This window comes from Polynucleobacter sp. MWH-Berg-3C6 (genome assembly GCF_018881855.1).
Taxonomy (GTDB): Bacteria; Pseudomonadota; Gammaproteobacteria; order Burkholderiales; family Burkholderiaceae; genus Polynucleobacter.
The window spans coordinates 229,294-242,096 of record NZ_JACVPN010000001.1; the positions used below are offsets into that span (position 1 = coordinate 229,294).

The 12,803-nt window shown below is 45.4% G+C and carries 15 protein-coding genes; 6 read left to right on the top strand and 9 right to left on the bottom strand.

Translation table 11 applies throughout. The features are described from left to right. Positions 1-66: 66 nt before the first annotated feature. Positions 67-660 (top strand): sulfite oxidase heme-binding subunit YedZ, encoded by a 594-nt coding sequence (locus tag ICN13_RS01240; RefSeq protein ID WP_216138409.1) that lies wholly within the window; start codon positions 67-69, stop codon positions 658-660. 3 nt (positions 661-663) lie between these two features. Here the strand turns inward: ICN13_RS01240 and ICN13_RS01245 are convergent, their stop codons facing one another. Beyond that, the gene (locus ICN13_RS01245) at positions 664-1,554 is read right to left on the bottom strand and encodes a transporter (protein ID WP_216138410.1); all 891 of its coding nucleotides are present in this window, start codon (positions 1,552-1,554) and stop codon (positions 664-666) included. Between the two features lie 57 nt (positions 1,555-1,611). Between ICN13_RS01245 and ICN13_RS01250 the strand changes: the two genes are divergently transcribed. Next, the gene (locus tag ICN13_RS01250; protein WP_255533986.1) at positions 1,612-1,932 is read left to right on the top strand and encodes a hypothetical protein; all 321 of its coding nucleotides are present in this window, start codon (positions 1,612-1,614) and stop codon (positions 1,930-1,932) included. Between the two features lie 50 nt (positions 1,933-1,982). Beyond that, entirely contained in the window at positions 1,983-2,825 is an 843-nt protein-coding gene (locus ICN13_RS01255; RefSeq protein WP_216138412.1) for a peptidyl-prolyl cis-trans isomerase, read from the top strand. A 74-nt stretch (positions 2,826-2,899) separates the two neighbouring features. On the opposite strand, the gene ICN13_RS01260 is transcribed toward ICN13_RS01255, so the two are convergent. The 4 genes from ICN13_RS01260 to fdxA are packed head-to-tail and all read right to left on the bottom strand — an operon-like array spanning position 2,900 to position 5,631. After that, positions 2,900-3,388 carry a dihydrofolate reductase gene (locus ICN13_RS01260; protein WP_216138414.1) on the bottom strand — a complete coding sequence of 163 codons (489 nt, stop codon included), beginning with the start codon at positions 3,386-3,388 and terminating at the stop codon, positions 2,900-2,902. A gap of 16 nt (positions 3,389-3,404) precedes the next feature. Then, positions 3,405-4,199 (bottom strand): thymidylate synthase, encoded by a 795-nt coding sequence (locus ICN13_RS01265; RefSeq protein ID WP_216138422.1) that lies wholly within the window; start codon positions 4,197-4,199, stop codon positions 3,405-3,407. Between the two features lie 35 nt (positions 4,200-4,234). After that, positions 4,235-5,281 (bottom strand): FAD-dependent oxidoreductase, encoded by a 1,047-nt coding sequence (locus ICN13_RS01270; RefSeq protein ID WP_216138424.1) that lies wholly within the window; start codon positions 5,279-5,281, stop codon positions 4,235-4,237. 26 nt (positions 5,282-5,307) lie between these two features. Continuing rightward, positions 5,308-5,631 carry a ferredoxin FdxA gene (gene fdxA, locus ICN13_RS01275; RefSeq protein ID WP_087909078.1) on the bottom strand — a complete coding sequence of 108 codons (324 nt, stop codon included), beginning with the start codon at positions 5,629-5,631 and terminating at the stop codon, positions 5,308-5,310. Between the two features lie 157 nt (positions 5,632-5,788). On the opposite strand from fdxA, the gene ICN13_RS01280 reads away from it, so the two are divergent. Both ICN13_RS01280 and ICN13_RS01285 read left to right on the top strand, forming a co-directional pair. Then, the gene (locus tag ICN13_RS01280) at positions 5,789-6,703 is read left to right on the top strand and encodes a 2-dehydropantoate 2-reductase (RefSeq protein ID WP_216138426.1); all 915 of its coding nucleotides are present in this window, start codon (positions 5,789-5,791) and stop codon (positions 6,701-6,703) included. A 99-nt stretch (positions 6,704-6,802) separates the two neighbouring features. Then, positions 6,803-7,342, top strand: a complete 540-nt coding sequence (locus tag ICN13_RS01285; protein ID WP_216138428.1) for a hypothetical protein — start codon at positions 6,803-6,805, stop codon at positions 7,340-7,342. Positions 7,343-7,422: 80 nt separating this feature from the next. Here ICN13_RS01285 and ICN13_RS01290 read toward each other — a convergent pair whose 3' ends face one another. The 3 genes from ICN13_RS01290 to ICN13_RS01300 form a co-directional block, all read right to left on the bottom strand. Continuing rightward, positions 7,423-9,303: a TRAP transporter large permease subunit gene (locus tag ICN13_RS01290; protein WP_216138436.1), complete on the bottom strand. Its 1,881-nt coding sequence runs from the start codon at positions 9,301-9,303 to the stop codon at positions 7,423-7,425. Further along, the gene (locus ICN13_RS01295) at positions 9,296-9,964 is read right to left on the bottom strand and encodes a TRAP transporter small permease subunit (RefSeq protein ID WP_216138439.1); all 669 of its coding nucleotides are present in this window, start codon (positions 9,962-9,964) and stop codon (positions 9,296-9,298) included. The genes ICN13_RS01290 and ICN13_RS01295 overlap by 8 nt, the downstream gene beginning before the upstream one ends. 115 nt (positions 9,965-10,079) lie before the next feature. Further along, positions 10,080-11,195 (bottom strand): TRAP transporter substrate-binding protein, encoded by a 1,116-nt coding sequence (locus tag ICN13_RS01300; RefSeq protein ID WP_216138441.1) that lies wholly within the window; start codon positions 11,193-11,195, stop codon positions 10,080-10,082. A gap of 222 nt (positions 11,196-11,417) precedes the next feature. Between ICN13_RS01300 and ICN13_RS01305 the strand changes: the two genes are divergently transcribed. Then, positions 11,418-12,404: a D-glycerate dehydrogenase gene (locus ICN13_RS01305; RefSeq protein ID WP_216138443.1), complete on the top strand. Its 987-nt coding sequence runs from the start codon at positions 11,418-11,420 to the stop codon at positions 12,402-12,404. Positions 12,405-12,502: 98 nt separating this feature from the next. Here the strand turns inward: ICN13_RS01305 and ICN13_RS01310 are convergent, their stop codons facing one another. Then, on the bottom strand, positions 12,503-12,796 hold the full coding sequence (locus tag ICN13_RS01310) for a hypothetical protein (RefSeq protein WP_087909084.1): 294 nt from the start codon (positions 12,794-12,796) through the stop codon (positions 12,503-12,505). Positions 12,797-12,803: the final 7 nt, after the last annotated feature.

A 12,803-nucleotide genomic window follows, 5' to 3' on the forward strand; every position in this document is an offset into this window, starting at 1 on the left:
ACCAGTAGTTCGAAGTCTTGATTAAACGACCCATCCTTTAAACGGTGGGTCGTTTAATATGCGCTTATGAAGTATTTAAAGAGCGCTCTGTTTCTCACATCCCTATTGCCATTAGGTCGCTTGATATGGCTTGGCTCTTATGATGATTTAGGCGCCAACCCAATAGAGTTTATTACTCGCTCCACTGGCACCTGGGCACTCGTATTTTTATGTATCACTCTCGCCATGACACCAATGCGCCTCATTACTGGTTGGTCTGCTTGGATTCAGTGGCGTCGTATGTTCGGGCTCTTTTGTTTCTTCTATGCTTGCATTCATTTTTCTATTTGGTTCTGGCTTGACCAAAATTTAGATCTTCAGACAATGTGGGCTGATGTGCTAAAGCGCCCATTTATTACTATGGGCTTTGTAAGCTTTGTGCTCTTAATTCCTTTGGCTATTACATCGAATAACTGGGCTGTGCGTTCTCTAGGCAGGCGCTGGAGCCTGCTTCATAAATTAGTTTATGTGATTGCTTGTACAGCAGTAATACATTATTGGTGGCATAAGGCCGGTAAGAATGATTTGCAGACGGTCTCTATCTACGGGTCGATCATTTTGCTATTGCTACTATGTCGCTTGCCTTGGTTAAGGGTGCGCCTTCAGAAAATAAACCTCTGATTTTTAGAACTCAGTCGTATAGCGAAGAATAAAACGACGCGTTTCTACAAAACCATTTTTGATTTCCATATCACGACCATATTGCATGCTAATTCTGCCAAATGGGTAGTAGGCTAAACCACTCAGTAAAAATCGTTGTGTATTGACGACGTTATTTTGATAGCTATTACCAATAGTAGTTGCACCTCCGGCAACATAAAAGTAAGAGGCGCCAACAGTGTAGGTCTGATTGATTTTATAAATTGGTCCCAATTGAGTTGAAGTCAATGGCTTTTGATTTAATGAAGTATTGCTTAGTGAATTGCATGCTGCCGCACACTGACTATTCCCCCCAAACCACATGGTATCGACTGCAACCATGCCATCGAGGTTGCCGGCAATTGGTTGCTGATAACCCATCTGAATATCCGATTTATATCGATTTTCACCAGGGTTAAAGGGCTGCTGGCTGTTATAACTTCCTGTCGGAAGGGTTAGGTAGCCCGCGACACCCAAATAGCGCCTATTAACTCTATCTGAGTAGGGCCAAAATGCGCTAGCAAGCGTGAGATCTCCAATGCCAGTAGCAGTGGGGTATGTCGCTAAGGAGCCCCCTGGCTTAATTGTTCCGTATGGCAGTTGAAGATAAGAGACTGCCGGCAAGCCCTGAAAGGTATAGGAGGTAACTAGGCGAAGGTTTACCAGTTGAGTACCAATATCTGGGTTGCCATACGGCCTAGCGCTGACTACAGAGCCGTTTCGATAATAGCTTGTGTTATCGGTGTTGACGTAACTGATCATTGCATGATTTTTATCGGGCAATGGCGCAACAATATCGTTAGGTTGTAAGTCAATGGCCAACGAAATCACTGGCTGCATCACGAGAGCAATGAGAAGAAGACGGAAAATCTGCATTCAGGGATTGTAATCAAATTGTCGGTATTTCATCTGCGACTCCCATACAATGGGCTCATGAAAATCTCCCTAAGGCTCGCCCTCTGTTTTGTATTGGTGGGGTGCTCAACAGCACAGCAAGGGCCACCGCCAAAGGGATCACAAACTTCCTCGGCTTATTCTCCTGAGCAATTGAGAGAATTTAACAATCAACCTGTTGCATTTGCTGAAGGGCCTTTTGGTCCGGTGGATACCCCACCCCAAAAACAGGGGCTGAGCAAACAGTCGGCCGAAGATTCAAAATACTTTAGTCAGCCGCAGGGCGAGCAAGAAGCAGAGGCCATCGAAACCCAATCGGCCGATCCTTATATGCCAAGTACCCCCGTTTATCGGTTCTAGTGCCAGGCTGCTGTTACCATTGAGGCTCATTTTGAGAAAGATCTAGCCTTATGAATCCAGCTATTCAGTTATTTAAATCCAAGTGCAATGTATTGCTTGCTGCCAGTCTTTTTTCTGCGGTACTGATCAGTGGCGCGCAAGCTCAGCAAAGTGGCTTACCAATTAATGCTGCTGCTTCGGTAAATGGCACCATTATTACCAATGATATGGTTGAGCAGGGTATCAAGATGGCGATTTCGCAAGGACAGAAAGATAGTCCTGAGTTGCGACAAGCAGTTGTTCAGAAATACATTGAAGTGTTGATGCTATCGCAGCGTGCAGAACGCGATGGTTTGGCGAACTCTGAAAAAGCAAACACGCAATTGATGTTGATTCGTCAAAATTACTTGGCGGATCTTGAGTTATCCACCTTTATGGCGCAAAACCCAATTAGTGATGCTGATGTGCAGGCTGAGTACAACAAAGAAATTGCCTCACTGGGTCCACAAGGCATGTTGGTTGAATATAAGGTGAGCGATATTGCGACCGCTAGTGAAGCGGATGCGCAAGCAGTATTGAGTCGTATTAAAAGGGGCGAGCCCTTTGATAAGGTAGCGAAGAGTGTTTCTCTTGCGCCAAATAGAGTTCAAGGCGGCGCTGTTGGCTGGGTTCAGGCAGGGCAGCTCCCCCCACAAATTTCAGCAGTATTGGTAAATCTATCTAAGGGGCAAGTCTCTCAAGCTCCAATCCAAGTTCAGCAAGGCTGGTATTTGGTGAAGCTGGAAGATAAGAGATCTAGTAAGCCGCCTACATTTGATCAGGCTAAGGCTGCGATTCGTAATGGCTTGGCACAACGAAAACAATTTGAGTTTTTATCTCAGGTCGCTAAAGAATCTAAGATCATCATTCAGTAAGATACACTTTCAGTGATGAAAAAAGAGCTCTATGGAGCTCTTTTTTGTTGTTTGCTAATTGGCTGCAAACATTCTTATTTGCGCTCAAGCGTTACAAAATGAAAAGTAATATCACCTTCGGATCCTGGGGTGCGCTCGACTTCTTTCCAAGAGGCTGCATCGGGGACCTCAAAGAAAGTATCCCCGTCATTCACATCGATATCGATTTCAGTGATGTAGAGACGATCTGCTCGAGCAAAGGCCTGGGTAAAGAGCTGCTCACCACCAATCACAAATACTCTCTGTGCTTCGCTTAAGCGGTTCAGGGCTTCGTCTAGCGATCCTGCAAGCTCTCCACCTTCAGGCTGGAACTGCGCATTACGACTCACCACAATATTGCGACGGCCGGGAAGTGGACGGCCAATGGATTCCCAGGTCTTACGTCCCATGATGACCGGATGGCCCATAGTTACTCGCTTAAAGAATTGCAAGTCTGCAGAAATCTTCCAAGGCATTTGGTTGTCGCGACCGATAACGTGATTGCGCGAGCGCGCAACAATCATAGAAATAGCAGGTTGTGTCATCAATACTCTCTTGTTCTTAAATAGCTACTGGAGCTTTGATATGTGGGTGTGATTCATAGCCCAGGATTTCAAAATCTTCGAATTCATAATCAAAAATAGAATCCGGCTTTCTCAAAATATTGAGTTTTGGTAATGGGAAGAAATCCCTGGATAGCTGCAGATCTACTTGCTCCAAGTGATTGCTATACAAATGACAATCACCGCCAGTCCAAATAAAGTCACCCACCTCTAAATTGCATTGTTGGGCCATCATGTGTGTGAGCAAAGCGTAGCTAGCAATATTGAATGGCACGCCTAAGAAAATATCAGCGCTGCGTTGGTAGAGTTGGCAAGAGAGCTTCCCATCAGCAACATAAAACTGAAAGAAAGCATGGCAAGGCGCTAAAGCCATGCGGGGAATATCGGCCACGTTCCAAGCGGAAACAATGATGCGACGTGAATCCGGATTTTTCTTGATCGTCTCAACTACCTCAGAAATCTGATCAATGTGTTTGCCATTCGGCGCTGGCCATGAACGCCATTGATAACCATAAATGGGGCCAAGCTCACCATCGGGAGCTGCCCACTCATTCCAAATCGATACACCACGCTCTTTAAGCCAGTTGTTATTAGTGCTACCTTTGAGGAACCAGAGCAATTCATAAATGATGGACTTGAGATGAAGTTTCTTGGTGGTCACCATCGGAAAGCCTTCAGCCAAGTTAAAGCGCATCTGGTGACCAAATACGGAGATAGTGCCTGTGCCGGTCCTATCGGACTTCTGGACACCTTTGGCAAGGACTTCTTTCATGAGATCGTGATATTGGCGCATATAAATATTGGCAAAAATGAGTGATTAGGGATAGCTTACTCGAATGTGGGCGGGCTCACCCCAAGAACCTTATGTAGCTTTGGTGAGGTGGTGGTGTACTGGAGCTGGATAGGCTTTTCTGGGTTGAGATAAGCGGCTGCAGCAAAGGCTGCCAAAGCCGCCTCATGAAAGCCTGACAAAATGAGTTTTTTCTTGCCTGGGTAAATATTGATATCTCCCACGGCATAAATTCCGGGAATGCTCGTCTGAAATTTCTCGGTATCGACGGTGACTTGCTTGCGCTCGATATCTAAACCCCAATCTGCAATTGGTCCTAATTTAGGTGACAGTCCAAAAAAGATGAGGAGATCATCTACCGCTATCTTTTGATCTTGACCATCAATATTAGTCACAACTATTTTTGAAATGTGATCATGCTCAACTTCGTAGCTTGTCACTTGTCCAATCAATAGTTGCATTTGTTTGTTTTTGCAAAGCTCGCGCATTTTGGCAATTGATGCTGGTGCCGCTTTAAAGTCATCACGTCGATGGATGAGCGTGACACTGGCAGCTTTATCTACAAAATGCAGTGCCCAATCCAATGCAGCATCTCCACCACCGCAAATCACAATCTTTTTTCCATTAAATTGTTCTGGATGCTTAACGCTATAGAAAACCTGCTTACCTTCAAAAGCCTCTATGCCATCAAGCTTGAGAGTGCGGGGTTGGAAGGCTCCTACGCCGCCGGCAATAAAGACAGTCTTGCTCAAGAAATGATTGTCTTTAGAGGTACTAATGAGAAAGCGCCCATCAGCTTGTTTCTCAAGCTGGGTAACCTCTTGGCCTAAATGAAACTGCGCACCAAATGGCTCAATTTGTTTCAGTAGGTTATTGGTGAGCTCGCGTCCAGTACAAACCGGAATCGCTGGAATATCGTAGATAGGTTTATCTGGATAGAGTTCGATGCATTGACCGCCAGCTTCGGGAAGGGAGTCAATCACATGGGCTTTGATTTCTAGAAGACCAAGTTCGAAGACTTGGAAAAGACCCACAGGTCCGGCGCCAATGATGACAGCGTCGGTTTGTGTAGGTGAGTGCAACACGAATTCTCGAAAAGGCTATTAAAGAATTACTTTACGAGCTGATCGAGTTTGTTTTTTACATCTTTCCATTCATCCGCATCAGGAAGAGCGCCCTTGGACTTGGTGATAGAAGTCCAAGTTGGGGAAAGGTCAGCATTGAGTTTGATAAATGACTGTTGATCACCAGGAACGTCATCTTCAGCATAAATCGCATTTACTGGACATTCTGGAACGCAGACGGCGCAGTCAATGCACTCATCTGGATCGATGACTAAAAAATTAGGACCTTCGCGAAAGCAATCAACTGGGCAAACATCTACACAGTCGGTGTATTTGCAGCGGATGCAGGATTCGGTAACAACGTAAGTCATGGCGTTTATTCTAAATAGCCCTAAAACTGGGGCTGCTAAGTTATAAAAGCTCAATTTTAGCCGAAATAGCCAAGTTCTTAGCCCAAAGACCATTTTGGCGGCTTTGGAAAATTAGAACTATCCTCAGGGGTGAAATTTAAGCAAAAAGGCATTTATTATGAAAATACTCATTGTTGGGGCGGGCGGAATCGGTGGCTTTTTTGGCGCCAAACTTCACCAGGCTGGCGCAGACATCACCTATCTATTGCGTGAGAAGCGGCAAAAGCTGATTCAACAGCAGGGGCTTGTCATAGAGACGCCTAAGGCCAGCTTCACAATCCATCCAAAAACGGTCTTGGCCAATCAGTTAGAGCCGGTTTACGACTTAATTATTTTGGCTTGCAAGGCCTTTGATTTGAGTGACTCATTGGAGTCAATTGCCAAGGCAAGTTCAAAAGGGCTCATCCTGCCATTTTTGAATGGACTTACCCATCTTGACACCTTAGACCATCAATTCGGCAAAGATCGTGTGATGGGTGGCGTAGCGCATATTGCGGCAACTATTTCTGAGTCCGGATCTGTAAAGCAGCTTACTGAACTGTGCTCATTCACAATAGGTCCGAGAACTCCAGCGCAGGAATCATTGAGTCAGGAATTTTTTGCGCTGTGCAAAAAAGCCGATTTCGATTCCTTTTATAAGGAGAATATTGAACAGACTCTATGGGATAAGTGGGTATTTTTGGCGACCTTGGCAGGCATGACAACTATCTGTCGTGGCTCAATTGGAGATATTGCAGCTACTCCCTACGGAAAAGATCTTAGTAAGCGTATGTTTGCGGAATCCTGTGCTATCGCTGCTGGCTGTGGATATGCGATTGCCGAGCCTTCACAGGCTAGCTCCCAAGAAATCCTCACCAAGGAAGGATCACCTTTTACCGCCTCAATGTTGAGGGATTTGCTTGCTGGCAAGAGGGATGAGCATCAGCATATCCTAGGCGATTTGATTGGCTTTGCAGATTTAAAGTCGATAGACTGCCCTCTATTAAAAGTCGCCTATACCCATATGGCAGTGGAGAGCAAAAATAGACTCTAAGCAAGGGCTTTCCCTAGACTTTACATTTCCAAATATAAAGCTCAATTGATTACACTTTAAGAATTGGCATTAATAAAACCCACTAGGAAAGAATGGATTATGGAAGAGTATCGGCTACAGATCGATAAAACAGCAAAACCACTATTGATTATTGATTACACCTTTGGGGGTGACCGTAGTCTGGAGCAAATGAAGTCTACCCATCTGCCTACCCCATTACAAAATGCCAAGGTGAAGACCGAGTTTGATTTGGCATATGCCTGGAGCGAATTTGCACGCAAGTATTTAGAAAGCACTAAAGAGATTGCAGGTACCCCTTTATGCTGGAGTGGACATTACGATCAGCTGGGCAGGGTAATGCTCGAAATGATGCGCTTGAGTCGTGATAAGCACGGGATGGTCGACAAGGAAGGCGTTTATGAAATGATTCCTAACCTGGAAGAAATTCCTTTTGTCAGCAAACCCTCCACTCTGGAAGACAAAATGTTTTGCCGAATCTGGCTTTCTTTAATTCGCCATCCCGCCTTTATTGAGATGGAGTTAGACGAAGACGAGCTCACTGCATTTAACTACTGGCAGGGTTTGTTTACAGTTGCTTTGGGCAAAACCAATAGTGAGTTATTGAACCAGGTCGCCTAGGCAGGTCAATTAGTTCAACTAGTAGATATAAAAAAAGCGCTCCGTTTGGAGCGCTTTTTCTTTTACTAGAACTACCTCAATCAACCTCCGTAGAGGAATCTTGGTAGCCACAATGTCATTCCTGGCCAGACATACATGAAGGCCATACAAGCGATCACGATGAACATGTAAGGCATCATGCCTGCAAAGATCTGGTTGAGCGTGACGCCTGGTGGCGACACACCCTTCAGGTAGAAGGCAGACATTGCAACCGGTGGTGACAAGAATGCTGCTTGCAAGTTGACAAACACCAATGTTCCCCACAAGAGTGGATCGATATTGAAGTGAGCCAAGATTGGCAAGAAGATCGGAACGAAAATAACAATAATTTCAGTCCACTCTAAAGGCCATCCAAGGAAGAAGATGATTGCTTGAGAGAGCAGCATGAACTGAATTGGTGTTAGGTCTAGCATGAGCACCCATTTTTCGATAATCGACTGACCACCCAAAATAGTAAACACAGCAGAGAACAGCGCTGAGCCTACAAATAACCAGCACACCATCGAGGTTGTCTTGGCAGTTAAGAATACCGCCTGCTTAGTACGTTCGAAGTCGAGAGTGCCTGCTTGAAGCGCCAGAATGAAAGCACCCAACGCGCCTACTGCCGCAGATTCGGTAGCGGTAGTAATACCCAGCAAGATCACTGCCAAAACTAAGAGTGTTAGAACACCTAACGGCATCACTGATTCAATCAACAGCTTGAGAATCTCAAACTGCTCTTCATCAAACTTGATGTAGTAGTAAATCAATAGCAGACCGAAAAGGACGCAAGTTAAGGCAAAGTACAACTCAAAGTTTTCAGGTGGTCCAGCAGCAGCTTCTGGTGTGGCACCAGCTGCAGTCGGGTCATCTCCGGCGGCAGCATCTAAAGCAACCAAAGGAGTATCCTCTTCAACTTCTTTAGATTTAATTTTGCTAGAGGTAGCATCAATAGATACCAATTCTTCTTCAACTGGCTCGGCCGCCGCAGTAGAAGCTTTAGCAACTTGAGTTGCAACTGGAACCACGTTCATCGCATCTTTTTCAGCTTGCTGATGAATGATCACATACCACCATACGCCCCACATCGTGACAGCCACCAAGAGGAATGGTGTTAATGCAGCCAATACGTTCTTGAAAATTTTGCCAAAAGAAAGTCTTGCATCAGCAGGCGCATTCATGAGCTTGGCTGGTGAAAACAAAGCTTTAAATGTGGCAACCAACATATTGTGTGAATAGTTCTCACGCAAGAAATGAATCGGCGCAGGAACTGGCACGATCAGTTGCTCAGCAGGCAGCTTAGGAGCTACTTTAGGATTAATTAAAGCCCAACCAATGATGTAAACCAAATACAAGAATGCAAGGAAGAATCCTGGCACCATTGCAGCAGCATAGAGCTTAACCACAGATTGGCCTGCAACCGCTGCGTACACAATGATCATCACTGAAGGCGGGATCAAGATGCCCAAGGTACCGCCGGCAGTAATAACGCCAGCAGCCAAACGGGTGTCGTAGCCTGCATTGAGCATCGGCTTCATGGCAATCACGCCCATGAGAACCACAACAGCGCCAACGAGACCGCTTGCAATACCCCAGAAGGTACAAACAATCAAAGTAGCTACTGCTAATGAAGCTGGTAAACGACGGAATGCTAATTGGATACTGTAGAACATCTTGTCTACCAGTGCCCCTCGTTCCATCACATAACCCATTAAGACAAAGAGCGGAATAGATAGCAGGACATCATTCGTCATACCTCCGAACGTTCTTTGCACCATCAGGGTAAATACTTTGTTTGCAGTCCAGCTTTGGGAAGGATCATAGAAGGCTGCAAAACCAAACATCATGCCCAGACCCATGAGGGTAAAGGCTGTTGGGAAGCCCAGCATGATTACAACAATAATCAAGCCTAGCATTACTAAGCCAAGAATTGGATCACTCATGATTAATCTCTTTAGTTTGGCCAATACGATGGTGTGCTGCTTCATCGATTGATTTGGCGTTTTTAATTGCTTGTTGACGTGCTTCTTCGTCAACGTGAGTTGAGGAGGCTAATTGCTGCTCAATCACATCGATTTCCTCAGCATCTTTCAGGCGTGCTGGCCATTCGCCGGTTCTCAAGCAGATGATGCAACGCATGATTTCCACAACGCCTTGCAAGAGTACAAAAGCTCCAGCGACTGGAATAATCGTTTTGAATGGATAGAGCGGAGGACCATTTGCGATCTGAGTGGTGTGCTCACCAATGCGCCAGGATTCTGCGGCATAGGTATAGCCGGCATAAACCAAAGCGGTGATTCCTGGAAGGAAGAAGGTGATGTACAAAATCAAATCTAAGGTTGCCTGTGTGCGTGGCTTCATTGACCCGTATAAGAAGTCGCCGCGAACGTGGCCATTTTGTGCCAGGGTATACGCGCCGCACATCATAAATAGAGTGCCGTATGCCATCACTGATAATTCACCAATCCATGCGGATGGGGAATTGAATGCATAGCGCCGCACAACGTCTGTAAAGACCATCAGCATTAGTAGAACTACAAGCCAAGCAGCAGCCTTACCTACAAAGGTGCTGATCTCGTCTACTCTTAGCATGAATTTATCCATAACTAATCTCCTAAAACAACTTTCTAACTATCTATTTCACCAGGGGGAAATATAAAAAAACCGGACGGGGATGCCGTCCGGTCAAGATGCATACTGCCAGTATTATAAAAGCATTTTAGCCTTTGAAGTAATGGTCGTAGGCGATCTTCATATCAACGTTAACTAGCAAATCCCAGCGAACTGCGCGCTGAGCGAAGGCTTTCTGGGAATCCAGGACTTTCTTGAACATTGGGAGTTCAGAGGCCTTTTTGGCAATAATCTTGTCCCAAGCGTTCAACTGGGCTACCAAAATGGACTTCGGTGTAGCGTAGAACTTGACCTTGTCCTTAGTTTGGAGTTCAGCGAAGTCTTTGGAGTAGCGATCAATCGCCTTCCATGACATATCTGCAGAAGCTGCCTGGGTTCCGTATGAAAGGATAGCCTGGAGGTCTGCTGGCAAGGAGTTGAATTTCTTCTTATTGAAGATAATTTCAAATTGCTCTGAAGACTGGTGGAAACTCTGGAGCATGTTGACTTTAGAAACGTCTGGGAAGCCCAAGATACGGTCTGAAGTTGCGTTATTGAACTCAGCTGCATCGAGAACGCCACGGTCCATTGCTGGGATGATCTCGCCACCAGGCAATGCTTGTACTGATGCACCCATATCTGTGAAGATCTCAATAGAGAGACCAACAGTACGGTACTTCAAGCCCTTCAAGTCATCAGTCTTAGCGATTGGCTTTTTAAACCAGCCTAATGGCTGTGTAGGCATTGGGCCATAAGGGAATGAGACTACGTCGAGCTTGAGGTCGTTGTAGATTTCATTGAGTAACTGTTGGCCACCACCGTATTGGTTCCAGGACAGGAGAGTGTTAGCGTCCATACCGAAAGCAGGACCAGATCCCCAAAGCGCTAGGGCTGGGCTCTTGCCGTACCAGTAGGCCAAAACGCCATGGCCGCCGTCCAATGTTCCACTGGAAACTGCGTCCAACATATCAAATGCCTTCACTACTGAACCAGCAGGAAGCACTTCAATTTTGAGGCGACCACCTGACATTGCATTTACTTTAGTTGCATAGTCATTGGCGTACTCATGGAAAATATCTTTAGCTGGCCAAGTTGATTGGAAACGCAAATTAATAGTTTGCGCTGTAGAAATCATTGGGAAGCCCATTGCAGCTGCGCCGGCGCTGCCAACTGCAGCGTTCTTTAGAAACTTACGGCGTGGGCTAGTCTTATTCGTATCTGACATCAAAAATCTCCTAAGGTCATTTTTATAAAATTAACTACTGGATGAAACAAATCCTACAAAGAGAATATTCTAAATCGGGGTAAATAGGGTTGAGGGTTTCCCCTCGATAAAGTGGTCTTTTTATTGTGCAGTGCATCAAAATTCTGCCATCATTTTTTGCAAGATCAATTTAATATACGGGATCCCCGGGGTGCCGGTGAGCAGATAAATACAAGGACGCAGATGAGTAACAAAGCAAAAATTTTAGTGGCAAGAGCGATATTCCCGGATTTACTTGCCAAATTGGAAGAATCTTTTGACGTTCGCTCCAATCAAGCCGATCAAGTCTTCACGCCAGAGGAGCTACAAAAGGAATTGGCAAACGTAGAGGGTGCGCTAGTGACTGGTAGTGAGCGTATTGACGCAGCCGCGCTAGCCAATGCCAAAAACCTCAAGATCGTAGCCAATATCTCAGTGGGGTATAACAATTTTGACGTGCCTGCGATTACTGCAGCTGGCGTGATGGCAACGAATACCCCGGACGTATTAACTGACACCACAGCCGATTTTGGTTTTGCATTATTAATGGCAACAGCACGTCGCGTAACCGAGTCTGAGACTTGGATCAGAGATGGCAAGTGGGATAAGTGGTCCATCATCACAAATCCGCTGGGTATGGATTTACATCACAGTACGCTAGGCATTATTGGTATGGGCCGCATTGGTCAGGGAATTGCAAAGCGCGCCTTAGGTTTTGGAATGAATGTGATTTATCACAATCGTAGTCGTTTGCCTGAAGCTGATGAAAAAGCATGCGGTGCGAGCTATGTATCCAAAGAAGAATTACTCCGTACTGCTGATCACGTTGTCTTGGTATTGCCATACACAGCAGAAAATCATCACACTATTGGTGCAAAAGAAATTGCCCTCATGAAACCGACTGCAACCCTTGTGAATATTGCTCGGGGCGGTATTGTGGACGATGCAGCACTAGCGCAAGCGCTCAAAGAGAAGAAAATTTTTGCTGCTGGCTTAGATGTGTTTGAGGGCGAGCCTAAAGTTCATCCAGAGCTATTGAAATTAAGCAATGTTGTCTTAGCTCCGCATATTGCTAGCGCAACTGAGAAGACGCGTCGAGCGATGATCGATTTAGCAGTGGAGAATTTGCGTGCTGCAATAGCAGGTAAGCAACCTCCAAGTCTGATTAATAAAGAAGCATTCAAGGCTTAAAAACGAATCTAGTTTGCATTAGTAAATTATTAAGATGGTAAAAAAATAAAGCCGAGCATTGCTCGGCTTTATTCATTTTTAGTCACTGAAGTTTTTAATTACTCGGCTTCAATCTCTTCTGGTAAGTCGCGCAGCGCTAATTCGATACCACCGAATTTGCCAGCAACCCAGTTATAAACCTTGCAGGCAATCCACAGCAAGCCAAAGCCTAACAAGGCATTGAGAATGAGAGCAGATAACACTGTAAATCCTGGAATGGCACCGTCACGAATGAAGGCTACAAAAAGAGCCAGTAAGACGATCGGAACGGAGAAACAGAGATAAACCAAAACGAGCGTTTTGGCAGTGTGCATTGGGTCCAGAAAGACGAGTTCTTTTTTGCTAAGTTTCATGATGACG